The following is a 25,621-nucleotide window of genomic DNA, read 5'->3' as shown; positions in this document are numbered from 1 at the left end:
TTTCATATCGGGACGCTCCAGGGAGCGTCGACGCACGTCAAACGGGAGACACTCGGGTGCATGTGGTGATCATGGGATGCGGGCGGGTCGGTTCGACCCTGGCGCGCGGTCTCACCGAACGCGGGCATTCGGTCGCGGTCATCGACCAGAACCCCGAGGCCTTCCGCCGGCTCGACCGCGACTTCGAAGGACAGATGATCACCGGCGTCGGTTTCGACCGGACGGTGCTCACCGAGGCCGGCATCTCCCGCGCCGACGCCTTCGCCGCGGTCTCCTCCGGCGACAACTCCAACATCATCGCCGCGCGGGTCGCCCGCGAGACCTTCGGCGTGACCAACGTGGTCGCCCGCATCTACGACTCCGGACGCGCCGCCGTCTACGAACGGCTCGGCATCCCGACCGTCGCGACCGTCCGCTGGGCCGCCGGGCGGCTCATGCGCCTGCTCGACCCGGGCCCCGACAGCGAGGTGTGGCGCGACTCCACGAGCGCCGTCGCCATGATCGAACTGAACCTGCACCAGGACTGGACCGGGCAGCCCCTTGAGCGCCTGGAGAAGGCGACCGGCGTGCGCACGGCCTACCTCATCCGCTTCGGGCTCGGTGTCCTGCCGACACCGTCGACGGTCATCCAGGACGGCGACCAGGTCTTCGCCCTCGTCACCGATGACCTCGCCACGCCGGTACGGCGCACCGCCGCCGAGGCACCGGAAGGAGCACAGTGATGCGCGTCGCCATCGCCGGTGCCGGGAACGTCGGCCGGTCCATCGCCACCGAACTGGCCGACAACGGCCACCACATCCTGCTCCTCGAACGCAACCCGTCGATGCTGCGGCCCGAACGGGTCCCGCAGGCCGAATGGATGCTCGCCGACGCCTGCGAACTGTCCAGCCTCCAGGCCGCGCGGCTCGCCGAGTGCGAGGTCGTGGTCGCCGCCACCGGTGACGACAAGGTGAACCTTGTCGTGTCGCTGCTGGCCAAGACGGAGTTCGCGGTGCCCCGGGTCGTCGCGCGGGTCAACCGCGCGGAGAACGAGTGGCTGTTCACCGAGCAGTGGGGCGTCGACGTGTCGGTCAGCAAGCCGCGGCTGCTGGCGGCACTGGTCGAGGAGGCCGTGTCGGTCGGCGAGGTCGTGCGGCTGATGACCTTCCGGCAGTCCCAGGCGAACCTGGTGGAGATCACGCTGCCCGAGGAGGCGCCCTACGTCGGGCGTCCCCTGCGCGAGGTGCCGATGCCGCCGGACAGCACGCTGACGGCGATCCTGCGCGGCCGCCGGGTGATCACGCCGACGCCCGACGATCCCCTCGAAGCCGGCGACGAGCTGGTGTTCGTGTGCGCCGAGGACGCCGAGGAGGCGTTGCGGGTCGTGCTGCTGGGGCTGTCCGACTAGGCCGCGGTCGGCGGGGACTTCAGCGAGAGGTCCTTGCGCACGGCCCAGATGGTGATCGCGACGAGAGCGCCGGTGACCGGGTAACCCGCGACGATGGTGACGACGCCCAGCGAGGTGTCGGCGCCCATGGCGTAGAGGGCCCAGCGGACGATGTTCTTGGCGAGCCACACCACGCCCCACAGCACGGTGAGCCAGGTGAAGATCCGCAGCAGACGCGGGTTGGCGCGCCATTCACCCTTGCCGCCCCCGGCGACCACGGCCCACACCCAGCCCACGGCGGGCTGACGGAACAGGACCGAGACGAGCATGGCCACGCCGTAGACGAGGCCGATGAGGATGCCGGGAAGGTAGAAGTCCTCGGCGTCGCCGCTCTTCCAGGCGAGATAGGCGCCCACGGCGATGCCGAACAGGCCGTTGAGGGCGTGCCGGACGGTCTCCCTGCGGAACAACCGCCACGCCGCGATCGCCAGCGCGGAGCCGACGGCGGTGATGATGGCGGGCCGCAGGTCCCAGATGAGGTTGACCACGACGAAGACACCGACGGGCACGCTGGCCTCGATCAGACCGCGCACCCCGCCGAGCTGGGCGGCGAGCTGTTCACCGAACGGCTGCTCGGCCTGTGGCTTGGCGGTCGCGTGCTGCTCTTCGGTCACGTTGCTCCTCATCCGGTCACGACGATGGCGGCGCCAGGGTGTAGTGCGGATTGTAGATAACTTTACGTTCCTCGCGAATCGCCACTCTTCCGCGTGCCGTCAGCAGCCGCCCGGGCTCGATGCCGGCGATCCTGCGACGTCCCAGCCACACCAGGGTGATCATGTCCGAACCGTCGTAGAGGACGGCTTCGAGCAGTGGCAGATTCGTGCACGGGGTGAAAGTCACTGTTTTCAGGCGGCCGGTGACCGCGACGTGCTGACCCGGGGCGATCTCGCCCATCGGCATGCACGACGCCCGGCGGCACTCGCGCTGGAGTTCCTGGGCATCGAGTTCCGAATCGTCGGCCGACAGGCGCTGCAACGCACGCCTGAGCGGTGACAACCGACGTTCCTTCGTGGCCGGCACGGCGCCTGCTCCCTTGTGAGAGGACTTCCTCGACCCAGCGTACGCCGGGCGGTCAAGGGTGGCCGGGACCGTGACGGGAGCCTCCGCGCGGGGTGTCCGGAGGCGATCTGGGCCACAGGACGGCTTCCGGACGGCGAGACGGGACGCCGCCGTGAGGCGACGTCCCGTCTCGCCGAGTGCTCGTTCGCCGGGTTTCTACTCGCTTGCGGCCGGGCCGGGCGAGGGCTTGCGGCCTCCGCCGTTCTGGCCCGCGGCGGCCTGGGCGCGGGCGCGCTCGGCCACCTCCTTGGGCAGCTGCATGGGCAGGATCTCCTGTACCGGCATGGCCTCGCCGCCCCGGTCGACGATCACACCGCGCAGGCAGCCGTCGAGCACGGCCGCGGCCTCGTCGTCGGTGGCGGCCTTGCCCTGGAACACCGCACGGATCATCCAGCGGGGACCGGAGATCCCGATGAACCGCGCCTGCACGGGACCCTTGGGGCCTTTCAGGCGGGCGTGGAGCTCGGCGCCCCACTCGCCTTCGCCTTCCTTGACGCTGCCGCCCTCACGGTGGATCTGGGCCTGGATGTCCTCACGGACCTCGTCCCAGATGTCCTCGGTGCGGGGAGCGGCGATCGCGGTCAGCTGGAGGGCGCTCTCGCCGTGCACGAGCACGATCTGCTTGATGTTGCCCTGCTGGTCGCCCTGCATCTGGACGTTGACGCCCTCGACGACGGGCACGCGCAGACTGCCCAGGTCGAGTCGCTGGACGCCGTCCTTGGGCGCCTCGGTGACGTCGTAGGGCCCGGCGCCGCCTTCCTCGTTCTCTTCGTCCTCGGTGGCGAGGTCCTCGGCGACGTCCGCCTCTACCGGCGTGGGTTCGCCGCGGCCGGCGTCTTTCTTCTTGCGACGTCCAAACACCGTTTCCCTCAGTCCTTCCGATCAGTCCGGTCCAGCGCCGCGTGGCCGCCGGTCGAGCCGTGCCCGCCGGCGCCGCGCTCGGTGTCGGGCAGCGTCTTGGCGACGTTGAACACCGCGCGCGCGACGCGCTGGACGACTAGCTGCGCTATACGGTCACCGCGGGCGATTTTCGCGGTGCTGTTCGGGTCAAGGTTGACCAGGTTGACCAAAATCTCGCCACGGTAACCGGCGTCGACCGTACCCGGTGCGTTGAGCACCGTCACGCCCAGCCGGGCGGCCAGTCCCGAGCGGGGATGGACGAGCCCAACGTAGCCCTCCGGCAACGCGATCGCCACGCCCGTGCGGACCAGCGCGCGGTGTCCCGGGGCGAGTTCGGCGTCCTCGGCGGCGTACAGGTCGGCGCCCGCGTCGCCGTCGTGGGCGTAGGCCGGAGGTGGCAGTCCGTCGTCGATCAGGCGCAGCCCGACGGGGACGGTCTCCGGTCCGGTCGATCCCTGCCGCTCGGTCCGCTCCGACATGTCCTCAAGCCTCTCGCTAACCTCGAACCGTGACCTCCGGTTCGTTTCGTGAACGCATGTACCTGCCATGGTGGGCCTGGCCCGTGACCATCGCGATCGTCGCACTGATGGCCGCCGAGATCCATCTGGGCGCGCCAGGGGTGCGAGTCTGGCTTCCCTATGTCCTGGGAATCCCGGCCGCGGTGGGTTTCCTGCTGTGGCTCGGGCGCCTGCGCGTCGAGGTCACCGAGGAGCGCTTCGAGGTCGACGACGCCGCCCTGCCGGTGGAGTTCATCGCCGAGGTGACGCCGTTGACGGGCACGCCTCTGCGTGACGCCCTCAGCGTGGGCCTGCACCCGCTGGCCTTCGTGGTGCAGCGGCCGTGGATGCGCGGGGCGGTCAAGGTCGACCTGAACGACCCGGCCGATCCCACCCCGTACTGGATCGTCTCGACCCGCCACCCCGAGCGGCTGGCCGAGGCGCTGCGCAGCGCACAGGGTGCGCACCGTCCAGTGGACGACGCACACCCTGTGTCGTGATCTGTCGGGCCCCACGCCCCGGTCGACCGCCCCGCGCTATGCGGCGCAGTCGCGGCAGATGAGTTTCCCTTTTTTCTGCGAGGCAAGCTGACTGCGGTGGTGGACCAAGAAACAACTTGAGCAACGGAACTCATCGGTCTGCATCGGCAGGACCTTGACCGTCAACTCCTCATCGGCCAAATCCGCCCCGGGCAGCTCGAAGTTCTCCGCCACCTCCGCCTCGTCAACATCCACGCTGCCCGACTGCGCATCGGTACGACGCGACTTGAGCTCTTCGAGGCTGTCTTCGCTCGAGTCGTCCGAGTCCCGACGCGGCGCGTCGTAGTCGGTAGCCATTGGTGTTCACACTCCCATGTCTTGTTCGCGCCCGGCATGGACCGAGCACTCATATTCCTGCCCGCGGCAAGCTCCCGCACCGTCCCTTGTCGACACACCTGCGGTCCACGGTCACCACGGCGGGGTACCCCCTGAGGCGCGGTACCTTACCGCGTCAGCGCATCCTAGTTACACCCGCCGCCCGAAAAATGTTCCCAATGTGACCCAGGCGACTCAGAAGGTTAGGTGTTCGCGCGGTCCGGGCAAGTTCGGCGCGCCGGAGTCGACCATGCGAATCCGCATCGGCGTCGGGACAAGATAGCCTCTCCCCGTCGTCAATTACAGGGGAGGCCACCATGCGGCTCGCGCGCGTTCGGGCGTTGATCATCATCGGGACTCTCGCCTTGGTCGCGACGGCGACGGCCGGCTGGGCGATCCTCAACGACTCGCAGGCCGACCTCGGGGGTTGCGCGGCCGACAAGATTCCGGTCGATCTGGAGATGCCCGATCCCAAACTCGTCGAGGTCCGTGTCTACAACGGAACCAACGAGCCGGGACTGGGTGAGCAGGTCAAGGGGGATCTGGAGGAGTACGGCTACAAGGTCGTCAAGGTCGGCAACAAGAAGCGCGAGGACCTCAAGGGCAGTGCCGAGGTCCGCTATGGACCGAAGGCCGTCGGCGCCGGGCACGTCCTGAGCGCCTACTTCCTCGACTCCTCCCGCGCCTTCGACCCTGAGCGCAATGACGCGATCGTCGATGTGATCATCGGCTCAGGTTTCCGCCAGGTCAACACCGAGAGCGAGAAGGTGCAGTCCCTCGGCGAGATCGGTCGCCCGACCGCGCCGATGGGGACCTGCGCCGTCAACGCGTGACACTCCGGTAGGCGGTGTCGGCTTTCCGACTCTGCAGAAGTCCACGGAGTGGACCGGCTATCGCCGGGGCGGCGGCCAGGATCATCGACCGCCCCGGCACATCTCCCCACAGGCCCCCCACGACGGCCCCCGCTTCCGCGGCGATGATCCCTCCGGCGGCGTAGTCCCACACGTTCGGCCCGCTCTCGTAGTAGGCGTCGACCGTCCCGTCGGCCACCATGCACAGGTCCAGCGCCGCCGACCCCGTCCGCCGGATGTCGCGCACGTGCGGGATCACCCCGGCCAGCAACGCCCCCTGCCGCGCCCGCTGATCCGGGTCGTAGCCGAAACCGGTGGCCAGCATCGAGCGCCCCAGCTCGGCAGGCTCGTTGCACCGGACCGGCAGCCCGTCACGGAACGCGCCCGCCCCCGCCGAAGCGTGATAGACGGTCCCGGTGGCGATATTGCGCACCACCCCCACCAGAAGCCTCCCGCGCGCCTCAGCGGCCAGCGAGACGGCGTAGTAGGGCATGCCGTAGACGTAGTTGACCGTCCCGTCGATCGGATCGACGATCCACCGGACACCGTCCCGGGCCTCCCCGCGACTGCCGCCCTCCTCCCCGATGAAGGAGTCCCCCGGCCGGGCCGCCGACAAGCGCGCCACGATCAGTTCCTCCGCGGCCTTGTCGGCGGCGGTGACCACGTCGTTAACGGTCGATTTCGTACTGATCCGGGACACCGCCACGGCGCGCTCCGCGGCGGCGAGTCCGGCGGCTTCGGCGGCCGTCGCGAGAGCGAGTTCGAGCAGGGAAGGGATGTCGTGTTCGTCCGGTATCACACCAAAAGGAACCGGCCACTCAGGCGTGATGGGATGATCGGAGATTTCTTCGCTGTCCACGGACCCATCGTGCCAAGTGAAGCCCCACGTCGATCTTCAGGTGGGTTTTTTCGTCACAGCGGCCTTGACAGAAGATGATCGGGGCAGTAGGGCGTTACAATTCACGCCTGCCCACGCGACGCCGAAGCGACGCGGGGGTTCGCAGACCAAGAAACCCAACCGGACCGGCTACGGTTCGGTGTGCCCGCCAACGCCTCGGAAGGTAGTTCGTGACAGCAGCGCGCCCCACCGGCATTGACATCCGCTCTCTCACTGAGTCCATTCTGGAGCAGGCCGCCAACAACGGCGGGCAGGTCACCTCTGGAGAGGTCGCCCGCACGCTTGAGGGTGTCACCCCCGCTCAGGGGAAGAAGATCCTCCGCGCGATCGCCGACGCCGACGTGACCGTCGTCGTCGACGGCTCGGCCAGCACCTCACGCCGCCGCGTTCCGGCCGCCCGGGCCGCCACACCGGCGTCCAAGGCGACCACGGCGCGCACCACCCGTAAGCGGGCCACGCCCGCCAAGGTGACGACCACATCGGTCAACGGCGAGGCAGAAGACACCACGGCGGACGCTCCAGCCACGGCCAAGAAGGCCGCGGCCAAGAAAACCACCGCAAAGAAGGCCGTCGCCAAGAAGACGACGGCCAAGAAGACCACCGCCGCCAAGCCCGCCGACGGAGACCCCGATCTCGTCGACGAGCCCGGCGACGACTTCGACGAGGCCGCCTTCGAGGCCGAACTCGCCGCCGAGGACGCCGCCCCGCGCAAGACCGCGCGTAAGACGGCCGCCAAGAAGACCGCGAAGAAGACCGCGGCCAAGAAGGCGACGTCGAAGAAGGACGGCGACGAGGACGGACCCGACCTCGGGTCCGACGGCCTCGACTTCGACTGGGACGACGAGGACTCCGAGGCCCTCAAGCAGGCCCGCAAGGACGCCGAGATGACCGCCTCGGCCGACTCCGTACGCGCCTACCTGAAGCAGATCGGCAAAGTGCCGCTGCTGAACGCGGCGCAGGAGGTCGAACTGGCCAAGCGCATCGAGGCCGGCCTGTACTCGGTGGAGCGCCTGCGCACCGCCGAGGAGGCCGGGGAGAAGCTGCCCATGCAGCTGCGCCGTGACCTGTCGTGGATCACCCGCGACGGCGACCGCGCCAAGAACCACCTCCTTGAGGCCAACCTGCGGCTCGTGGTGTCCCTCGCCAAGCGCTACACCGGCCGCGGCATGGCCTTCCTGGACCTCATCCAGGAGGGCAACCTCGGTCTGATCCGCGCCGTCGAGAAGTTCGACTACACCAAGGGCTTCAAGTTCTCGACCTACGCGACGTGGTGGATCCGGCAGGCCATCACCCGCGCCATGGCAGACCAGGCCCGCACCATCCGCATACCGGTGCACATGGTCGAGGTCATCAACAAGCTCGGCCGCATCCAGCGCGAACTCCTCCAGGACCTGGGCCGCGAGCCCACCCCCGAGGAACTCGCCAAGGAGATGGACATCTCCCCGGAGAAAGTCCTGGAGATCCAGCAGTACGCGCGTGAGCCGATCTCGCTGGACCAGACCATCGGTGACGAGGGCGACAGCCAGCTCGGTGACTTCATCGAGGACTCCGAGGCGGTCGTCGCCGTCGACGCGGTGTCCTTCTCGCTGCTCCAGGATCAGCTCCAGCAGGTGCTCCAGACGCTGTCGGAGCGCGAGGCCGGCGTCGTCCGGCTGCGCTTCGGGCTGACCGACGGGCAGCCGCGGACCCTGGACGAGATCGGGCAGGTCTACGGCGTCACCCGCGAGCGGATCCGCCAGATCGAGTCGAAGACGATGTCCAAGTTGCGGCACCCGTCCCGTTCGCAGGTACTACGGGACTATTTGGACTGAGTATTTCAACCCTTCGGTCACACTCTGTCACCGTCACGCGGATCGTCCGTTGCCATGGGTTGCCGATCATGGCATCGGTTGTATACCGTGATCTGCCAGTGGTCACGGCGCTACGTCGAGGAATACCCGCCCTCCGGGGCGGGTATCGGTCGGATGAGCGTCGCGAACACGGAACTGTCGGTCCGATCGGTGACAATGGAAAGAAGAAAGCGCAAGGCGGTGTGAGACACGTCGCCGACGACGAGATTGGGGAAGCCTTTGACGTCGGTCGCGTGTTGGACCTTGAGTCATGTAACCCCCGGACCAGCCCACGTCAGGACGAGTGGCGTTGACCGGTCACAGCGGACGAGGAGGAGTCAATGACCCCGACCCTGATGCCCCCGCCGGAGACGGCGGCGCGTCCTATCACCGGTGAGCGCTGCGACCGGTGCTCCGCAGCGGCCAAGGTACGTATTGTCCTTGCCGACGAAGCCGGCGACCTGGTGTTCTGCGGACACCACGCCAACAAGTACGCCGAGCAGCTGGTGAAGATCGCGGTCGACTTCGTCGCCGACCCCGAGTTCACCTGGCGCGGCAGCGACCTGATGTCGAAGAACTAGGCTGGGTCGAAACACAGACTCCCGGCGAGACTGACCACCCCGCTCCGGCGCGAAAGCGCCGGGGCGGGGTGTTTTTCGTGCCCGGGGGCCCGCGCCGGGCGCGTCCCGTACCGACCGCCACGCCGAAGCTCAGCGTTCGGGGGATACGGCCCCGGGCCGCCCGGAACACGAAACCCCACCCGGCCCGCCACAGGTGGCCCTCCCACAAGCCCTCGCCGTCCGGCCGGGCCCGCGCGCCCCCTCGGTCCGGGACACGGGAGCACGAACGCCCCTCACTACCCCCCACGGCGTACGTCAAAGCCACTCCCCCGAGCCGATGTCGTCCCGAGCCCGTCGCGCCATCGTTGGGCGAACCCGTCCCCATCCGAAAGGACCCGCCGATGTCGCCCGCCTCGCTCGACCCCGCCGCCCTCGACGCCGCTCTTGAAGCGGTCCACCGCGCCGGGATGCCCGGCCTGTTCGCCGAGGTCCGCGACGGCGACCAGGTGTGGCGAGGTGCCGCCGGAGTCGCCGACCTCGCCACCGGGCGGCCCGTCACGCCCGACATGCGCCACCGTGTCGGCAGCCTCTCCAAGGCCTTCACGGCCGCCGCGGTGCTGCGGCAGGTCGAGGCGGGCCGGCTCACCCTCGACACCCCCGTCGGTCACTACCTCCCCGAACTCGTCCCCGGCGCGCGCGGTGCGGCGATCACCGTCCGGATGCTCATCGGCCACACCAGCGGCCTCGCCGAGTACCTCCCGTACGCCTACCCGACCCTCAAGGCCCTCCCCGTCGTCGCCGACACCGGCCCCGAGAGCCTCGACGACAACCGGCACACCCGCTTCGACCCCGTCGAGCTGATCTCACTCGGTGTCGCGGCGCCGCCCGTGGGTACTCCCGGCAAGGCACCCGGCGTCTACTCCAACACGAACTACCTCCTCCTCTGCCGCCTCCTGGAACTCGTGACCGGCGAGACCGCCGAGGACCACATCACCCGGGACGTCATCGACCGCGCGGGACTTCTCGACACCGAGCTCCCGACCGGAGCGCACATCCACGGTCCGCACTCCCACCACTACGAGTCCTGGTTCGGCATGATCGACCCGCCGCGCGACTTCAGCGTCTTCGACATGTCGTGGGTCGGCCCGTCCGCCTCGCTCATCTCGACCGTCGCCGACCTCAACCGCTTCTTCGCCCTCCTCCTCGACGGCGAGATCGTCACCCCGGCGTCCCTGGCCGAGATGCGGCGGACCGGACCCGTCATCGCCTTCGACGGCACGACCATCGACTACGGCCTCGGACTCCACCGCAAGGACGTCCCCGGCCACGGCACCTTCTGGGGCCACGACGGCTCGGCCTGGGGCTCCGGGGCGATCTCCATGAGGAGCGCGGACGGCGACCGGCAGATGTCCCTCGCGGTCAACCTCCAGCGCTGGAACCGGCTCGACGCGACCGGACGTCCGCAACCCCACCCCATCGACGCGGCCCTCGCCGCCTTCCAGCGGCTCGCGATGACCGGCGACACCGCCCCGGCCGGACGGGACTGACCGACAGGCCCGGCCCACCGCGAAAGCAGTGGGCCGGGCCTTCGCGTCGCTCGCTCTGGGCATTGCCCTGGACAGGCCGTCGGGAACAGGAACGACATAACAAACCCTTATCGCTCAACAGATCCAAGGATGCGACACGAGCCCGCCGAACGCGCTTCGGCCGGGTGCCGAGTGACGCCGGAGGCGATGATCCCGGTGGAGGTCGGCAGGATCTCGAAGCAAGACGATCCGCCACGGCCACGGCTCCGCGAGAGGGTCCGGTAGGGCGCCTGAGACCGAAACGGCGCCCCGCCGGATCTAGTCCCGCACGTAGGGAATCGTCTGCGGTCCCTCCGGCAGCACGCACACCCGCGCGCCCTCACCCGCCGCGTCGAGCGCGGCCCGGACGGTGGCACCGATGTCGTCGGTCCAGTCCAGGTGGGCGGCGCGCAGCTCCTCCTCCCCCAGCCCGGCGGCGTGCACGACCACCCGCGCCTTCGTCTGCACCTTCGCCTGCATCTGGACCTGCCACTGGTCGGGCCGCGTGTCCGGCCGGGCCGTGATCTCGTCCAGCAGCGCCCGCGGCGACACCGCCGAGGAAAGCACCTCGCGGTAGGAGCCGTGGTCGGGAAACCCGTCGCGGCATTCGGCGGCGCACACGATCACGCCGCCCTCCTTGACGATCGTCGCGGCCGCCGTCATGCCCTTCACCGACTGGTAGAGGTTCTGGTCGAGCGGGAAACCCGAGTTCGTCGTCACGACCACGTCGAAGAGACCGTCGACGGGCCGCATCGCCAGTTCCCGTGCGGCGGCCCGGGCGGCGGCGTGCATCGCGAACAGTTCCCCACCGAAGGCGGCGACGATCCGCTGTTCACGGTTGAGCAGCACGTCGAAGGCGAAGTCGACGTTTCCCGCCCCCGCGACGACCGCGCGGATGTCGTCGTGCACGGGGTTTCCCTCGCAGACGGCCCAGGTCGCCGACGGGTGACCGATGCGGCGGGCGTCGTGCAGCGTGAGGACCGTGTCGAGCCCGGCGAGTCCGGGCGCGACGAGTTTCGGCCCGCCGCTGAACCCGGCGAAGAAGTGCGGCTCGACGAAACCGGTCGTGATCCGCACGTCCGCCTCGACCCAGTGCCGGTTGAGCCACACGGGCACGCCCTCGCCGTGCGTACCGCACCAGACCAGCGAGGACGCGTCACGCGCGTCGTGGTTGACGACCCGCACGCGCGCGGCGACGTCGGCGCCGAGCATCGCCTCGATCTCCGCGGGCGAGTTCCCGCGGTGCGTCCCGGTCGCGACCAGGACGACCACGTCGGCGTCGTCGACGATCCCGCTGAGTTCGTCGAGGACCGCCGGGATCATCAGGTGCCTCGGCTGGGCGCGGGTGCCGTCGCACATCGAGATCGCGACGGTCTGACCGGGCCGGACGAGCTCGCGCAGGGGCGATCCGGCGACGGGCCGGCGGAGGGTGTCGCGCAGGAGCGCGGCGGGATCGGCGGCACCGTCGGCGTAGGCGGGCTCGACGACGACGGTCCGCTCGGCGGGGAGGTCGACGTCGAGCCCGTGCTCGCCGTAGGCGAGGCGCACGCGCATGCTCAGACCCGCTCGGTCCGGCAGCGGTTGACCAGGCGGCCGATGCCGTCGATCTCGATGACGACCTCGTCGCCGTTGCCGAGCAGCAGCGGCGGGTCCCGGAAGATGCCGACGCCGCCGGGCGTCCCGGTGGCGATGACGTCGCCGGGGTGCAGGGTGAAGGCGCGCGAGCAGTGGGCGATGATCTCGGCCACCGAGTGGTACATGACCGAGGTGTTCGCCTCCTGCACGGTCGTGCCGTTGAGGACGCAGCGGACGTCGAGGTTCTGCGGGTCGGCGACCTCGTCGGCGGTCACGATCGCCGGGCCCATCGGGCAGAAGGTGTCGAGGGACTTCCCGCGTGCCCATTGGACGTCGCCGAACTGGAGATCGCGGGCGCTGACGTCGTTGAGGCAGGTGTACCCGAAGACGTGGGACAGGGCGTCGGCCACGTCGACGTGCCGGGCGGTGCGGCCGATGACGACGGCGAGTTCGGCCTCGTAGTCGACCTGGGCCGTGTACTCGGGGTCCCAGACGATGTCGTGGCCGGGCCCGACGACGCTGGTCGTGGTCTTGAGGAACACGGCGGGTTCGGCGGGGGTCTCGGCGCCCTGCTCCTCGGCGTGCTCGCGGTAGTTGCGGCCGATGCAGACGACGTTGCGGGGGCGTGGCAGTGGGGCCAGGAGGCGGGCGTCGTCGGCGAGGGGTTCGGGGGCGACGGTGAGGGCGTCGAGGCCGCCGGGGTGGGCGATCAGCTCGGCCATGGTGACCGGGCCGGTGGTGGCGTGGACGCGGCCGTCGCGGAGGACGCCGAGGGCCTCGGTGCCGTTGTCGTCGTAGGTGACGAGGTGCATGTGGGTTTCCCTTGGTGTTGGTGTGGTCGGTCAGACCGCGGTCATGCCGCCGTCCATGACGAATGCGGTGCCGTTGACGAAGCGGCCGTCGTCGCTGACGAGGAAGGCGATCCCGGCGGCGACCTCCTCGGGGCTGCCCATGCGCCCGTCGAGCTGGCGGGCCTCCATGGCGCGGCGGGTGGCCTCGGGGTCGGGGGCGTCGGCGAGGATCTTGCCGATCCATTCGCTGGCGACGGTTCCCGGGCAGATCGCGTTGGCGCGGATGCCCTTCGCGGCGTAGTCGGCGGCGATGGAGCGGGTCAGGGCGATGACGCCGCCCTTGGAGGCGCAGTAGGCGGCGCGGTTGCCGACGCCGACGAGCCCGGCGACCGAGCCGACGTTGACGATGTTGCCGCCGCCGGCGGCGAGCATGCGCGGGATGACCGCGCGGCAGGTGGTGAAGACCGCGGTGAGGTTGATGGAGATGACGCGGTCCCAGTCCTCGGTGCTGGTGTCGGCCAGGGGCGCGGCGACGCCGACGCCGGCGATGTTGGCCAGGACGGCGGGGGTGCCCGTGGCGTCGAGGACCCCGGTGAGGGCGGTGTCGTCGCGGATGTCGAAGGCGTGGGTGGTCGCCGTACCGCCCGCCTCCCCGACCGCGTGGGCGGTGCGCTGGAGACCGACGGCGTCGACGTCGGCGGCGGTGATGTCGTATCCGGCGCGGGCGAGGCGGACGGCGGTGGCGAAGCCGATGCCGGAGGCGGCGCCGGTGACGAACGCGAGGGGTTTGGCGGTCACGCCCACACCTTCCCCTCGGGGAACGCGTGGTCGGCGAGGGAGGCGGGCTTCATCTTCGCGCTGAAGCCGGGTTTCGCCGGGGCGCGGTAGGCGGCCGATTCGACCACGATCGGGTCCTCGAAGTGCTCGTGGAGGTGTGGGACGGACTCGATGGCGCGGCCTTCCCGGCTGCCGGACACGGCGATGAAGTCGAACATGGACAGGTGCTGCACCAGCTCGCACAGGCCCACGCCCCCGGCGTGCGGGCAGACCGGGACGCCGAACTTGGCGGCCAGCAGCAGGATCGCGACGTTCTCGTTGACACCGGCGACGCGGGCGGCGTCGATCTGGACGACGTCGAGGGCCTCGGCCTGGAGGAGCTGCTTGAAGAGGATGCGGTTGTGGGCGTGCTCGCCGGTGGCGACCTTGATGGGCGCGACGCCGCGGCGGATGGCGGCGTGACCGAGGATGTCGTCGGGAGCGGTCGGCTCCTCGATCCAGTAGGGGTCGAACTCCTTGAGGCGTTCCATCCAGGCGATGGCCTCGGCGACGTCCCATTTCTGGTTGGCGTCGCTGGCCAGGCGGATGTCGGGCCCGAGGGCGGCGCGGGCGGTCCGGAAGCGGCGGACGTCGTCCTCGACGTTCCCGCCGACCTTGAGCTTGATCATCGTGAAGCCCTCGGCGACGGCCTCGCGGGCCAGCCGGACCATCTTCTCGTCGTCGTAGCCGAGCCAGCCCGGAGAGGTCGTGTAGGCCGGGTAGCCGGTGTCGAGCAGCTCGGCCTCGCGGGCGGCCTTGCCGTCGGCCTTGGCGCGCAGGAGGCCGAGGGCCTCCTCGGGAGTCAGCGCGTCGGAGAGGTAGCGCCAGTCGACGAGGGCGACGACCTGCTCGGGCGTCATGTCGGCCAGGAGCTTCCAGACCGGCTTGCCCTCGACGCGGGCGAAGAGGTCCCACATCGCGTTGATGAGCGCGCCCGCGGCCAGGTGCACGACGCCCTTCTCCGGGCCCAGCCAGCGGAACTGCGAGTCGCCGGTGAGGCGGCGGGCGAAGGCGCCCATGTCGGCGAAGGCCTCGTCGATGTCGAGGCCGACGAGGGTCGCGCCCATCGCCTCGATCGCGGCGACGCAGATGTCGTTGCCGCGACCGATCGTGAAGGTGAAGCCGTGGCCCTCGTGCCCGTCGCGGTGATCGGTGCGCAGGGTCAGGTAGGCGGCCGAGTAGTCGCCGTCGGGATGCATGGCGTCCGAACCGGCCTGCTCGGCCGAGGTCGGGAAACGCACATCGTGCGTGTCGACGGCCGTGATGCGTGGCATCAGGTTTGTCCTTTCTCGTTCTTCTAGATATCTAGCCGACGGCCCGGCGTGGCACCGGAAGAGGCTCGATCTTGCCGATCACGAACAGGTAGTTCAGCGCGCCGACCAGGGCGATCACCCCGATGATCGTCAACGGCAGGACGAAGGAACCCGTCTCGTCGGCGAGGTAGCCGACCATGATCGGCGTGAGGATCCCGGCGAAGTTCGACGCGAAATTCTGGATGCCGCCGATCGACGCGACGTGCGCCGAACTGGGCGCGACGTCGGCGGGCAGTGCCCAGATGCCGGTCCCGGCGAAGGTCAGGGACGCGTACGCCAGCGACAGCAGGGCCAGCGCCATCCACGCCTGCGGGACGATCACGGCCAGGATGATGACCGAGCCGCCCGCCATCCCGGCGACGATGATCGTCTTGCGGACCCGGGTGACGGGCACGCCCCGCCGGATCGCGCGGTCGGCGAGCCAGCCGCCGAGCCAGCCCGACAGCACGGCGCAGATGCCGGGGATCATCCCGAAGAAACCGAGCTTGAGCAGGCTGAAGTCGCGCTCCTCGACGAGGTAGGTCGGGAAGAACGTGATGAAGAAGTAGATGACGCTGTTGAGGCAGAAGAAGCCGAACATCATCCCGAGGACCGTCCGGTAGCGAAACAGCCTCCGCCACGGGAGCTTGGCCGCCTCGGCGTCGTCGTCGGCGGCGATGCGGGCGCCGCCCTCACGGATGTAGGCGAGTTCCTCGGCGTTGACCCGCCGGTGTTTGTCGGGGTCGCGGTAGGCCTTCCACCAGCCGACCGCCCAGGCCAGGCCCAGGATGCCGATGATGATGAAGGTCGTGCGCCACCCCGCGAAGTGGATGATCAGGGTGACGATGGGGATCGCGATGACCGCGCCGACGCGGGAGCCGGAGTCCCAGATGCCGGTGGCCAGGCCGCGTTCGCGCTGTGGGAACCAGGTCGCGGTGACCTTCGCCGAGGTCGCCGGCGCGGGACTCTCACCGGCGCCGAGGAGGAGCCGGGCGCCGATCAGGGTCCAGAAGCTGTGCACGGCGGCGGTGATCATGGTGAAGATCGACCACCACACCGCGGCGATGGTGAAGGAGCGGCGGGCGCCGACCTTGTCGACGTACCAGCCGGCCGCGAGCTGGCAGAAGTCGTAGGACCAGAAGAAGGCCGCGAGGATGAGTCCCTGCTGGGTCTTGTCGAGGTGGATGTCCTCGCCCATGAAGGGCAGCGCGACGCTGATGCTGGAGCGGTCGAGGTAGTTGATGGTGAGACCGGCGAAGGCGAGCCAGATGATGGCCCACCGCATCCGGCTCGCCCCACGCGGGGCCGCGCGGGACGCGGGTGCGGCTGCGGAAGCCGGGGTGGACATCGCGAACTCCTTTGTTCGGGGGATCGAGTCCGGTGTCACACGACCGTAATGATCACGACCCAGGTTGTCAACAGGTTGCTTGACTGTCAATCTGTTGACAACCTGGTGTCGCGGCCGTAGATTTGCCGACCATGGGAGCTCGTGAACTCAACGGCTGGGACAGCGCCGCCCCCGCGCCCGCCGTGCTGCGCGCCGGGGCGATCCTCCAGGCGCTCGCCGAGGCGGGTGGCCGCCCCCTCTCCGTCGCCGACCTGGCCAAGGCCGCCGGGGGCATTCCCCGGTCCTCGACCGTCAACGTCTGCGCGGCCCTCGTCTCGACCGGGCTGGTCCGGGCCGCGACGGGCGGTTTCGTGCTCGGCCCCGGCCTCGTCGGCCTGTCGCAGGCCTACCTCGACGCCCTCGACCCGGTGCGCGAGTTCGCGACGCGCACGCGACGGATGACCCCGATCGACGAGACCCTCCAGCTGGGCACCCTCGAAGACGGCGACGTCGTCTACCTGGCGATCCACGGTGGACGTCAGCCCCTGCGCATCACCTCGCGGGTGGGGTCGCGCATCTCGGCGACCTGCACGGCACTGGGCAAGGCCATGCTCGCCGGCCACACCGACGAGCGGATCCGCGAACTGCTCACCGAGCGCCAGCCCTTCCCCGCCTACACCGCCCGGTCCATCACCGGGATCGACGCGCTGATCGAGGCGGTCGGCGAGACCCGCGAGCGCGGGTACGCCGTCGACGACCAGGAGACCACCGACGGCATCACCTGTCTGGCCGTCGCGGTGCCGGGGCTGCCCGAGGCGACCCAGCCTTTCGCGGTCAGCACGTCACTGCTGACCGGGCACGCGACCCGCGAGCGGGTCGAGACGCTGGTCGGGCTCATCCGGGACCTGGTCAGCGGGATGGGGCACGCCTGACACCGCGGTGCTCCGGCGGTCGGCCCGCGGTCGGGCGGGCTGCGGCGACGACCGTGGCCGTACCCGGCTCCACCCTCGGGAGCGCGCGCTCCAGCCCGCGCCAGTCGCGGCCGGCGCACATCCAGCGGAGAAGGCCGGTGCCCTCCAGCGTCGCGTCGGGCCGCCGCACGTACACCCGCCCGCCGGAGATCACCAGGCTCTCGCCCTCGGTGAGGAAACGCCCGGTGCCGAAACCGCCGTACCTGCCTCGGTAGGCGACACCGCTCTCGTCGACCCGCGCCCACCCGTAAAAGAGGAAGAGCAGGTTCACGAGCACGTCGATCACCGCCGCCGTCCCCAGGAAGATCAGGATTCCCGGCCACAGAGGTTCGGGGCCCGAGAGGATCGAGCTGAGGATCAGGGCGATCGCGGTCAGCAGGAGGGTGACGGCCAGGGCGATACGGCCGGAGTAGCGGATCTTCACGGGAGCGGCCTTTCAGTCGCCGGAAGATCATCGTCTCCCGGCGACCGTGTCGCGGCAAGGAACTGTGTGCGAAACGATGGGGCGGGCGCTCTACTCGGACCCGAGCTTCCCGAGGAACGCACCGATCTCCCCCGCGATGCCGGCCAGGTCCTCTTCCAGGGCGAAGTGGCCCGTGTCGTACAGGCGGAGTTCGGCGTCCGGCAGGTCGCGGAGGTAGGCCCTGGCGCCGTCGGCGCTGAAGAACGGGTCGCCGGTCCCCCACAGCACCAGCGCCGGGGGCCGCCGCGTCCGCAGCCATTCCTGCCAGGCCGGGTAGCGCTCCACATTGGAGTGGTAGTCGAAGGCGAGCGCGATCTGCGCCTCCTTGCGGCCGGGGAGGTCGAGGAAGTGCTGGTCGAGGGTCCAGCCGTCGGGTGAGACGTGTTCGGGGGCGCGGGTGCCGGTGAGGTACTGGCCGCGGGTCCCTTCGAGGGTCAGGAGGCCGCGGATCGCGGTTTCGGCCTTCGGGTCCTCGGGTCGCAGTGCGATGAAGTCCTGGGCGGCCCGGGTGAGGCCTTCGGTGTAGGCGTTGCCGTTCTGCACGACGAGGCCGGTGACGCGGTCGGGCCGGCGCTGGGCGAGGCGGAAGCCGACGGGCGCGCCGAAGTCGAACACGTACATCGCGAAGCGGTCGAGGCCGATGGCTTCGACGAAGGCCTCGACGGTGTCGGCGAGCGTGTCGAAGGTGTAGGCGAAGTCGTCGGGGGCGGTGGTGTTGCCGAAGCCGGGGTAGTCGGGGGCGATGAGGCGGTAGTCGTCGCCGAGGGCGTCCATCAGGCGCGTGAACTGGTGGGAGGCCGTGGGGAATCCGTGCAGCAGGAGGAGGACGGGGGCGTCGGGCCTGGTGGGGCGGGTTTCGCGGTAGAAGAGGGTGACGCCGTCGATGTCGATGTGGCGGTGGATGGTGGGCATGCCGGCTCCTCGGTGGGGGTGGGGCTCAAGTTGTAGCCCGGGAAACCTAATGCGTCAAGGCCGTGAGTTAGCATTAGCCCATGGATCCTCTGACCGGTGAGCACGTCGCCCTCGACCTGGTGAACACGCGGACCGCCGACGGCGACCTGCTCGCCACCGCCGACGACCTGCGCGTCTGGCTGGAACTGGAGGCCGGGCGGGTCGGCGACGGCGGGGACTGGATCCCCGGCGACGGCGACCTGGCGGCCGTGCGGAGTGTGCGCGAGGACACGTCGGCGCTGCTGCGGGCCCTGCGGGCCGGGAAGCGCCCGCCGGTGGCCGCGCTCGACGGGCTCGTCGAGGCACAGCGGAGGGCACCGGCGACGACGGTGCCGGTGTGGGAGGGCGACGTGCTGTCGGCCGTCCGCGTGCGCGCGGGCGGCCCGGGCGAGCGCCTCGCGGCCGCACTGGCCGAGGCGGCCGTGGAGTTCGCCGGAAGCGCCGAGCTGGCGCGGCTGCGCGAATGCGAGGCCGGTGACTGCGTGCTGCTGTTCGTCCCGGCGCATCCGCGCCGGCGGTGGTGCTCACCGGCGCGATGCGGGAACAGGGTGCGGGTGGCGCGCCACTACCACCGGCACAAGGACGTCTAGGCGCTCACCACTCGCGGATCTTCTCGATGCGCTCCTGGAGCTGCTCGATGCTCGCCTGCGCGCTCGGCGGGCCGCCGCAGAGCCGGCGCAGTTCGGCGTGGATCTTGCCGTGCGGCTCGTTGGTGGCGTGGTGGCGGGAGGCGACGAGGGCGTTGAGCTGCTTGCGCAGCAGGATCCGCTTCTCGGCGGCGGTCTGCGAGCGCATGACACTCGAGGGGGCCAGGCCGCGGTCGGCGTTGGTGCGGCCGCCGTTGCGGGCCATCTGCTCGGACTGGCGCTTGTTGAGCAGCATCGAGACCTGGTCGGGGGTGAGGAGACCGGGCAGGCCCAGGAACTCCTCCTCCTCGGGCGTGCCCGTCGCCACGGGGGTGCCGAAGGAGGTCCCGTCGAAGATCACCTGGTCGAGCTCGGCGCTCGTCGAGAGGGTCTCGGTGGTCTTGCGGTCGTCCTCGCCGAGTTCCTTCTCCTCGCGGTTGGCCTCGCGAAGGAGGGCGTCGGGGTCCTCGTCCTTCGGGCCGCCGAGAACGTGGTCGCGCTGGCGTTCGAGATCGGCGGCCAGCTCCAGGAGGGGCGCCACGCTGGGCACGAACACCGTGGCGGTCTCGCCGGAGCGGCGGGCGCGCACGAAGCGGCCGATGGCCTGCGCGAAGAACAGGGGAGTCTGGGCGTTGGTCGCGTAGACGCCGACGGCCAGGCGCGGGATGTCGACGCCCTCGGAGACCATGCGGACGGCGACCATCCAGCGCTCGTCGGACTCGGCGAACTTCGCGATCCGCTCGGAGGCGCCCGCGTCGTCGGAGACCACGACCACCGGCGGCAGGCCCGTGACGCGCTCGATGACGCGCGCGTAGGCCCGCGCGGCGGTCTGGTCGGAGGCGATGACGAGGCCGCCCGCGTCGCCCATCCCGGCCGTGCGCAGGGCGGTGAGGCGCGCGTCGGCGGCGCGCAGGACCTGCGGAATCCACTCCCCCGTCGGGTCGAGGGCCGTCCGCCACGCCTGCGCGGTGAGGTCCTTGGTCAGCGGCTCCCCGAGCCGCACGGCGAGTTCGTCACCGGCCTTGGTGCGCCAGCGCGCCTCACCGGAGTAGGCGAGGAACATGACCGGCCGCACGACACCGTCGGCGAGTGCCTCGGAGTAGCCGTAGACGGAGTCGGGACGGGAGGTCAGGACACCGCCCGGACCGCGTTCGTAGTTGACGAAGGGGATGGGGTTGTCGTCGGAGCGGAACGGCGTCCCGGTGAGCTGGAGACGGCGTTCGGCGTGCTCGTAGGCGAGTCGGACGCCTTCGCCCCAGCTGCGGGAGTCGCCGGCGTGGTGGACCTCGTCGAGGATGACCATGGTCTTGCGGGTCATCGTGCGGCGGCGGTGCACGGCCGGGTCGGCGCCGACCTGGGCGTAGGTGACCACGGCGCCGTGGAAGTCGCGCGACTGGTGCAGGTCGGCGTTGCGGAAGGCCGCGTCGAGGGAGATCCCGACGCGGGCCGCGGCCTGGGCCCACTGCACCTTGAGGTGCTCGGTGGGCGCGACGACCATGATCTGCTCGACGGTCCCGTCGCCGAGCATCTCCAGGGCGAGGCGCAGCGCGAAGGTGGTCTTCCCGGCACCGGGCGTGGCCACGGCGAGGAAGTCGCGGTCCCGCTGCCGCAGGTACAGCACGAGAGCCTTTCGCTGCCAGGCGCGCAGTGGCGGCAGGGCGTCGAGATCGACGGTCGTGGACATGCATCAGCTCCCGGGCGGCGGACGTTCTTCGGACGGCCGTACGAGTCTAAGAGTCCTCAGACGTCGAGGAGGACGGTCCTGGGTCCTGCGTTGACGCTGGACACCATCATGTATGCACCGAAGCGGCCCGTCTCGACGGTCGCGCCCCTCCCCCGCAGGCTCGCGACCACGGCTTCCACCAGCGGTTCGGCGACCGGGCCGGGCGCGGCGGCCGTCCACGTGGGCCTGCGGCCCTTGCGCGCGTCACCGTAAAGTGTGAACTGGCTGACCACGAGGATCGGCGCGTCGACGTCGGCGGCGGACTTCTCGCCGTCCAGGATCCGCAGTTCCCAGATCTTGCGGGCGAGCCGCTCGACCTGCTCGGCCCCGTCGGTGTGCGTCACGCCCACCAGGACCAGCAGTCCCTCCCCGATCTCCCCGACGGTCTCCCCCTCGACGGTCACCTTCGCTTCGGCGACGGTCTGCACCACGGCCCGCACGACATCAACTCCCCTGGCGGTCGGCACCTGCCACCCGCGATCCTGGCACGTCCGTCCCGGCGCGGGTCTGGCAGGCTGAGGGCATGGCGACCGCCCGGTCAGAAGGCAAACCGGTGCTCATCACGAGCGCCGAGAAGAGCCAGGACGAACAGCTGCGCGACCGCAAGGTCCGGTACGTGCTGATGATGGCCGCCCGCGCGGTGCTGTTGATCGTGGCGACCGTGCTGGTGATGGCGAAGGCGCCCCTGCTGTGGCTGTGGATCCCCCTGTGCGTCGCCGGGGGCGCGATCCTGCCGTGGGTGGCGGTCCTCGTCGCCAACGACCGCCCGCCCAAGGAACAGCACCGGCTCCGCTCCCGATGGCACCGCAGGCCGTCACCGGACGACCCGCGGGCGGTCACGCAGCGCGAACACCGGGTCCTCGATCCGGACGAATAGGCGTGCGACACTAGTTGTGACAGATCTGCGACAGAGTTTTGGAGCCACACGTGACCAACCCCGACGGCGGCACGATCATCCAGGAGCGGACCGACGCCGATCTCCGTTACGACGAGGGTGACCATGAGCGGTTCGCGCACTACGTGCCGAAGGACCAGCTCATGGAGGCGATGGTGAACGGGACCGCGATCCGCGCGCTCTGCGGCAAGCTCTGGGTACCCTCGCGTGATCCCGAGCGCTTCCCGATCTGCCCGGAGTGCAAGGAGATCCACGAGAACATGCTCGGCGACTGACGCCGGTTCACCCCGACGTCGAGCCGACCCTGGGGGTCGGCGCCGACCAGCGCCGGTACAGCGAGAGCAGCCGCAGCCCGAAGACGAGGACGATCGCGATCGTCATCGGCACCTGTTTGGCCAGGCCGAAGTGGGTGCTGGCGACGATCACGGCCGCCCCCAGCAGCGAGGCCGAGGCGTAGATCTCCCTGTGCAGGACCACCGGGATCTCCTTGGTGAGGACGTCGCGCAGGACGCCCCCGCCGATGCCGGTGATCATCCCGACGAGGATCGCGCCGACCATCGGGACACCGTGGTCGACGCCTTTGAGCGCGCCGACCACGCTGAACAGCCCCAGACCCGCCGCGTCGAGGACGAGCATCGTCCTCCGCAGCCGGTCGACCTGCGGGTGCAGCCAGAACATCGCCAGCGAGGTCACCGCCGCCGTCGTGACGTACTCCCAGTCGGTGAACGCCAGCGGCGGCACCGCCCCGATCACGACGTCGCGCACGACACCGCCGCCCAGCGCGGTGACCATCCCGATGAACACCACGCCGAACAGGTCGAGGCGTTTGGCGACCGCCGCCGAGGCGCCCGACGCGGCGAACACCGCGACCCCGATCAGGTCCAGCACCAGCATGTCCACTCCCAGGTTCGCGCCGCACCGGCGGCGCCGCTTCGCCGCCCGCTTCGCCGAGGACGAGATCCGGCCGAAACTCCTTCGCCGACGGTGATCAGACTATGTGGGCACGGGCGTCGCCGGACGCAACGGCGCGGCGGGGTTGCGCCGGGCACACCGGCGGGCCGAAGCTGGAATCCGAGCACGAGGAGGCCGCCACGAACACGCACTGGAGGCAGTGGACCGACCCCGCCGACGTCTACGCCCGGGGACGGGCGCTGCGCGCGAAGGTCGACCACGCCCTGCACCGCGACGTCAGCCCCACCCAGGGACGGCCGACGATGACCGAGTTCGTCAAGGCCTCGGCCGCCGGGCGCATCCCCGCGCTGATGCCGCTGCGGACCCGCAAGATGCTCGCCTCGCCCTTCTCGTTCTTCCGGGGCGCCGCCGGGCTCATGGCCCACGACCTCGCCGACGACCCCACCAGCGGCATCACCGCGCAGCTGTGCGGCGACGCGCACGCCGCCAACCTCGGCTTCTACGGGCGCGGCGACGGCGAGATCGTCATGGACTTCAACGACTTCGACGAGACCGTCCCCGGTCCCTGGGAATGGGACCTCAAACGCCTCGCGACGAGCCTCGTGCTCGCCGGGCGCGCCGGAGGCGTGTCGGAGAAGGGCTGCCGCGAGGCCGTCGCCGACACCGTCCGCTCCTACCGGACCGTCGTCGGCCTGCTCGCCGAGCAGCCGTTCCTGGACTCCTGGTACGCCCTCGGCGACCGCTCCGTCCTCGCCGGCGTCGACACCGGGGACCTCGTCGACGAGATCGCGATGGCGACCGCGAAGGCCAGGAAGAACACCAGCGCCAAGGCCGCCGCGAAGTGGACCCGCCGTGAAGGCAACGGCGACTGGCGCTTCGTGCCCGACCCGCCGACGCTGTCGGCCGTCGACGCCGCCACCGCCGACGCCGTCGTGGGCGGCCTCGACGACTACGCCGACACCCTTCCCGACTCCCTGCACGAGCTGATCAACCGCTACACGGTGTGCGACGTGGCCTTCCGCATCGTCGGGACGGGCAGTGTGGGACTGCGCAACTACCTGATCCTGCTGCGCGGCAACGGCGACGAGCCGCTGATCCTGCAGGTGAAGCAGGTGATCCCCTCGGCGCTCGGCCCGCACCTGCCGAAGGCGCCGCCCGCCGGGCACGACGGCGAACGCGTCGTGCGCGGCGCCCGGCTCGTCCAGGCCGACACCGACGTGCTGCTGGGGTGGACGGCGATCGAGGGCAGGCACTTCATCGTGCGGCAGTTCCGCAACCGCAAGGGAAAGATCGACCCCGAGACCCTCGACCGGGAAGACCTCGACGACTACGGGCGCCTCGCCGGGGCCCTGCTCGCGCGGGCGCACGCGCGTTCCCTGGACGCCCGCCTCCTCGCGGGTTACTGCACCGACGGGGAAGGGCTCGACGACTCGATGCTGGCCTACGCGCTGGCCTACGCCGACGTCACCGAGCGGGACTACGCCGAACTGGGCGCGGCGGTCAAACGCGGGGAGCTGGCGACGGAGTGAAGTGAGGGGTGGGGTGCTGGTCGAGGGTGCGGTCAGACCCCACTGCCACGTCACCAGCTGGAGCCGGCGCCGCCCGGCCGGGCGGGCGACGAGCGCGCGGCCGCGATCGGCGAGCCAGGTGATCAGCAGGTACCGGGCTCCGGCGACGACGACGGCGACCCACGGCACGCCCGGGAAGACGACACCGAGACCGGCGGCGACGAACCCGCCGAGGGTCGGCAGAACCGCGCGGGCGCCCGGACGCGCGAGCCGGTTTCGCCCACGCCGGGAACCCGGACGCAGCAGCCGCACCTGGCCGAGCCGCGTCTCGCGGCTTACCCACGCGGTGACGAGACACGGCCCGCAGCCCTTCGCAGGCCGCCGAACGTGCGCGCTCTGCGCACACTCTGCCCGCGCTCAGCTCGCCATCCGCTCGCCCTTTGCTCGCCATCCGCTCGCGCTCAGCTCGCCATCCGCTCGCCCTTTGCACGCCATGCCCTCAGCTCGCCATCCGCTTTTGTCACACCTCGCCCGTATCGTGATTTTTGGGGCCCCTTTGGGGTGAGCGGGGGAGCGCGTTTTTCGCACGGCCGCCCGCCGCCGAACGCTGCCCGCGAGTCGCGCTCAGAGCGGCAGCGACGAGCGAAACCAGGCCCTCGCGCGCGAGCGTGAGCCGCGCGGTCGCGGTTCCGCGCACGCCGGGACCCGCCCGAACGCCCCCACTCAGGGCGAGCCACGCTTCGCTCGCCCGCCAACGCCGGGAACCAAGCGCGCTTCTGCACCACGCCGGGGACCCGGCACCGGCGGCGGGCCGCAGCCCGATCCCATGCCGCAAAGGCGGTTTCGTTCGCGCCGCCCAAACAAGCACAGGCCCTTAAAACCTCACCCACCCAAGGCCGGGGACCCAAGACGCCGGTCCCGCGAGCGTGAGTCTCGCTTCGCTCGCCCACGCAGGCCAGGGAACCCCGGCCGCAGCGGCCCGCCAAGGCCGAGTCTCGCCTCGCCCACCCACCCACGCCGGGAACCCGCCGCGGTTCCGCAACCCGGCGAGTCTCGCTTCGCTCACCCACGCAGACCGGGAACCCCGGCCGCGTTTCCGCACCCACACCGGGAACCCGGCACCGGCGGCGGGCCGCAGCCCGATCCCATGCCTGGCAGGCGGTTTCGTTCGCGCCGCCCAAACAAACACAGGCCCTAAAAACCTCACCCACCAACACCGGGAACCCAAGACACAACCCCGCGAGCGCGAGCCACGCTTCACTCCCCCACCCACGCCAAGAACACAGCCCACGTGCCCCACCCACGCCGAGACCCGCCCGAACGCCCCCACTC

General features: G+C 70.5%; 27 protein-coding genes and 2 pseudogenes. 12 read left to right on the top strand and 17 right to left on the bottom strand.

Annotated features, from left to right (window positions below; genetic code table 11):
- Positions 1-56: 56 nt before the first annotated feature.
- On the top strand, positions 57-722 hold the full coding sequence (locus HNR73_RS13445) for a potassium channel family protein (RefSeq protein ID WP_184787737.1): 666 nt from the start codon (positions 57-59) through the stop codon (positions 720-722).
- Positions 722-1,387, top strand: coding sequence for a potassium channel family protein (locus tag HNR73_RS13440; protein ID WP_184787736.1), 666 nt, complete (start codon positions 722-724; stop codon positions 1,385-1,387). The genes HNR73_RS13445 and HNR73_RS13440 overlap by 1 nt, the downstream gene beginning before the upstream one ends.
- Here the strand turns inward: HNR73_RS13440 and HNR73_RS13435 are convergent.
- From HNR73_RS13435 to dut, 4 genes are all read right to left on the bottom strand, one after another.
- Positions 1,384-2,040 (bottom strand): DUF3159 domain-containing protein, encoded by a 657-nt coding sequence (locus HNR73_RS13435; protein WP_239122361.1) that lies wholly within the window; start codon positions 2,038-2,040, stop codon positions 1,384-1,386. The two genes, HNR73_RS13440 and HNR73_RS13435, sit on opposite strands and share 4 nt — an antisense overlap.
- A gap of 16 nt (positions 2,041-2,056) precedes the next feature.
- Positions 2,057-2,446, bottom strand: a complete 390-nt coding sequence (locus HNR73_RS13430; RefSeq protein WP_184787734.1) for an OB-fold nucleic acid binding domain-containing protein — start codon at positions 2,444-2,446, stop codon at positions 2,057-2,059.
- Between the two features lie 195 nt (positions 2,447-2,641).
- Positions 2,642-3,346 carry a DUF3710 domain-containing protein gene (locus HNR73_RS13425; RefSeq protein ID WP_184787733.1) on the bottom strand — a complete coding sequence of 235 codons (705 nt, stop codon included), beginning with the start codon at positions 3,344-3,346 and terminating at the stop codon, positions 2,642-2,644.
- Positions 3,347-3,354: 8 nt separating this feature from the next.
- Positions 3,355-3,864 (bottom strand): dUTP diphosphatase, encoded by a 510-nt coding sequence (gene dut / locus HNR73_RS13420; RefSeq protein ID WP_184787732.1) that lies wholly within the window; start codon positions 3,862-3,864, stop codon positions 3,355-3,357.
- A gap of 56 nt (positions 3,865-3,920) precedes the next feature.
- Here dut and HNR73_RS13415 point away from each other — a divergent pair, with 56 nt between their 5' ends.
- A complete protein-coding gene (locus tag HNR73_RS13415; protein WP_184787924.1) occupies positions 3,921-4,382 on the top strand; it encodes a DUF3093 domain-containing protein in 462 nt (153 codons plus the stop codon).
- Positions 4,383-4,418: 36 nt separating this feature from the next.
- On the opposite strand, the gene HNR73_RS13410 is transcribed toward HNR73_RS13415, so the two are convergent.
- A complete protein-coding gene (locus tag HNR73_RS13410) occupies positions 4,419-4,718 on the bottom strand; it encodes a DUF4193 domain-containing protein (protein WP_184787731.1) in 300 nt (99 codons plus the stop codon).
- A 335-nt stretch (positions 4,719-5,053) separates the two neighbouring features.
- Between HNR73_RS13410 and HNR73_RS13405 the strand changes: the two genes are divergently transcribed.
- Positions 5,054-5,569 carry a LytR C-terminal domain-containing protein gene (locus HNR73_RS13405; RefSeq protein ID WP_184787730.1) on the top strand — a complete coding sequence of 172 codons (516 nt, stop codon included), beginning with the start codon at positions 5,054-5,056 and terminating at the stop codon, positions 5,567-5,569.
- Here the strand turns inward: HNR73_RS13405 and HNR73_RS13400 are convergent.
- Positions 5,559-6,386, bottom strand: coding sequence for an inositol monophosphatase family protein (locus HNR73_RS13400; protein ID WP_184787923.1), 828 nt, complete (start codon positions 6,384-6,386; stop codon positions 5,559-5,561). The genes HNR73_RS13405 and HNR73_RS13400 overlap by 11 nt on opposite strands.
- A 269-nt stretch (positions 6,387-6,655) precedes the next feature.
- On the opposite strand from HNR73_RS13400, the gene HNR73_RS13395 reads away from it, so the two are divergent.
- From HNR73_RS13395 to HNR73_RS13385, 3 genes are all read left to right on the top strand, one after another.
- Positions 6,656-8,296 carry an RNA polymerase sigma factor gene (locus HNR73_RS13395; protein ID WP_184787729.1) on the top strand — a complete coding sequence of 547 codons (1,641 nt, stop codon included), beginning with the start codon at positions 6,656-6,658 and terminating at the stop codon, positions 8,294-8,296.
- Between the two features lie 359 nt (positions 8,297-8,655).
- Positions 8,656-8,895: a DUF7455 domain-containing protein gene (locus HNR73_RS13390; protein WP_184787728.1), complete on the top strand. Its 240-nt coding sequence runs from the start codon at positions 8,656-8,658 to the stop codon at positions 8,893-8,895.
- 380 nt (positions 8,896-9,275) lie between these two features.
- Positions 9,276-10,421: a serine hydrolase domain-containing protein gene (locus HNR73_RS13385; protein ID WP_184787727.1), complete on the top strand. Its 1,146-nt coding sequence runs from the start codon at positions 9,276-9,278 to the stop codon at positions 10,419-10,421.
- 297 nt (positions 10,422-10,718) lie between these two features.
- Here the strand turns inward: HNR73_RS13385 and larA are convergent, their stop codons facing one another.
- The 5 genes from larA to HNR73_RS13360 are packed head-to-tail and all read right to left on the bottom strand — an operon-like array spanning position 10,719 to position 16,261.
- Positions 10,719-11,993 carry a nickel-dependent lactate racemase gene (gene larA, locus HNR73_RS13380; protein ID WP_184787726.1) on the bottom strand — a complete coding sequence of 425 codons (1,275 nt, stop codon included), beginning with the start codon at positions 11,991-11,993 and terminating at the stop codon, positions 10,719-10,721.
- Between the two features lie 2 nt (positions 11,994-11,995).
- Positions 11,996-12,826 (bottom strand): fumarylacetoacetate hydrolase family protein, encoded by an 831-nt coding sequence (locus tag HNR73_RS13375; protein WP_184787725.1) that lies wholly within the window; start codon positions 12,824-12,826, stop codon positions 11,996-11,998.
- A 30-nt stretch (positions 12,827-12,856) separates the two neighbouring features.
- Positions 12,857-13,603, bottom strand: coding sequence for an SDR family NAD(P)-dependent oxidoreductase (locus tag HNR73_RS13370; RefSeq protein ID WP_184787724.1), 747 nt, complete (start codon positions 13,601-13,603; stop codon positions 12,857-12,859).
- Positions 13,600-14,895: an L-fuconate dehydratase gene (locus tag HNR73_RS13365; protein ID WP_184787723.1), complete on the bottom strand. Its 1,296-nt coding sequence runs from the start codon at positions 14,893-14,895 to the stop codon at positions 13,600-13,602. The genes HNR73_RS13370 and HNR73_RS13365 overlap by 4 nt, the downstream gene beginning before the upstream one ends.
- Positions 14,896-14,926: 31 nt before the next feature.
- Positions 14,927-16,261 (bottom strand): MFS transporter, encoded by a 1,335-nt coding sequence (locus HNR73_RS13360; RefSeq protein WP_184787722.1) that lies wholly within the window; start codon positions 16,259-16,261, stop codon positions 14,927-14,929.
- Positions 16,262-16,392: 131 nt separating this feature from the next.
- On the opposite strand from HNR73_RS13360, the gene HNR73_RS13355 reads away from it, so the two are divergent.
- Positions 16,393-17,172 (top strand): IclR family transcriptional regulator, encoded by a 780-nt coding sequence (locus tag HNR73_RS13355; protein ID WP_184787721.1) that lies wholly within the window; start codon positions 16,393-16,395, stop codon positions 17,170-17,172.
- Here HNR73_RS13355 and HNR73_RS13350 read toward each other — a convergent pair.
- Together HNR73_RS13350 and HNR73_RS13345 are read right to left on the bottom strand one after the other, a co-directional pair.
- On the bottom strand, positions 17,150-17,635 hold the full coding sequence (locus HNR73_RS13350; RefSeq protein ID WP_184787720.1) for a hypothetical protein: 486 nt from the start codon (positions 17,633-17,635) through the stop codon (positions 17,150-17,152). The two genes, HNR73_RS13355 and HNR73_RS13350, sit on opposite strands and share 23 nt — an antisense overlap.
- 90 nt (positions 17,636-17,725) lie before the next feature.
- Positions 17,726-18,586, bottom strand: coding sequence for an alpha/beta fold hydrolase (locus HNR73_RS13345; RefSeq protein WP_184787719.1), 861 nt, complete (start codon positions 18,584-18,586; stop codon positions 17,726-17,728).
- 80 nt (positions 18,587-18,666) lie between these two features.
- Between HNR73_RS13345 and HNR73_RS13340 the strand changes: the two genes are divergently transcribed.
- A complete protein-coding gene (locus HNR73_RS13340) occupies positions 18,667-19,215 on the top strand; it encodes a CGNR zinc finger domain-containing protein (protein ID WP_184787718.1) in 549 nt (182 codons plus the stop codon).
- 4 nt (positions 19,216-19,219) lie between these two features.
- Here the strand turns inward: HNR73_RS13340 and HNR73_RS41180 are convergent.
- From HNR73_RS41180 to dtd, 3 genes and pseudogenes are all read right to left on the bottom strand, one after another.
- Positions 19,220-19,405: pseudogene (locus tag HNR73_RS41180) on the bottom strand (ATP-dependent helicase); the annotation flags it as partial.
- A 66-nt stretch (positions 19,406-19,471) separates the two neighbouring features.
- A pseudogene (locus HNR73_RS13335) lies at positions 19,472-20,935 on the bottom strand (DEAD/DEAH box helicase); the annotation flags it as partial.
- Between the two features lie 56 nt (positions 20,936-20,991).
- The gene (gene dtd, locus HNR73_RS13330; RefSeq protein WP_184787922.1) at positions 20,992-21,414 is read right to left on the bottom strand and encodes a D-aminoacyl-tRNA deacylase; all 423 of its coding nucleotides are present in this window, start codon (positions 21,412-21,414) and stop codon (positions 20,992-20,994) included.
- An 83-nt stretch (positions 21,415-21,497) separates the two neighbouring features.
- Here dtd and HNR73_RS13325 point away from each other — a divergent pair, with 83 nt between their 5' ends.
- On the top strand, positions 21,498-21,851 hold the full coding sequence (locus HNR73_RS13325) for a DUF3099 domain-containing protein (RefSeq protein WP_184787716.1): 354 nt from the start codon (positions 21,498-21,500) through the stop codon (positions 21,849-21,851).
- A 50-nt stretch (positions 21,852-21,901) separates the two neighbouring features.
- On the top strand, positions 21,902-22,144 hold the full coding sequence (locus HNR73_RS13320; RefSeq protein ID WP_184787715.1) for a DUF3039 domain-containing protein: 243 nt from the start codon (positions 21,902-21,904) through the stop codon (positions 22,142-22,144).
- Positions 22,145-22,151: 7 nt separating this feature from the next.
- On the opposite strand, the gene HNR73_RS13315 is transcribed toward HNR73_RS13320, so the two are convergent.
- Complete coding sequence (locus HNR73_RS13315) at positions 22,152-22,763, bottom strand: trimeric intracellular cation channel family protein (RefSeq protein WP_184787714.1); 612 nt, start codon at positions 22,761-22,763, stop codon at positions 22,152-22,154.
- A 101-nt stretch (positions 22,764-22,864) separates the two neighbouring features.
- Between HNR73_RS13315 and HNR73_RS13310 the strand changes: the two genes are divergently transcribed.
- Complete coding sequence (locus HNR73_RS13310; RefSeq protein WP_184787713.1) at positions 22,865-24,310, top strand: DUF2252 domain-containing protein; 1,446 nt, start codon at positions 22,865-22,867, stop codon at positions 24,308-24,310.
- Positions 24,311-25,621: the final 1,311 nt, after the last annotated feature.

The organism is Phytomonospora endophytica (genome assembly GCF_014202425.1).
GTDB lineage: Bacteria > Actinomycetota > Actinomycetes > Mycobacteriales > Micromonosporaceae > Phytomonospora > Phytomonospora endophytica.
The sequence above is the reverse complement of the archived record's forward strand: the minus strand, read 5'-3'. Positions and strand labels throughout refer to the sequence as shown.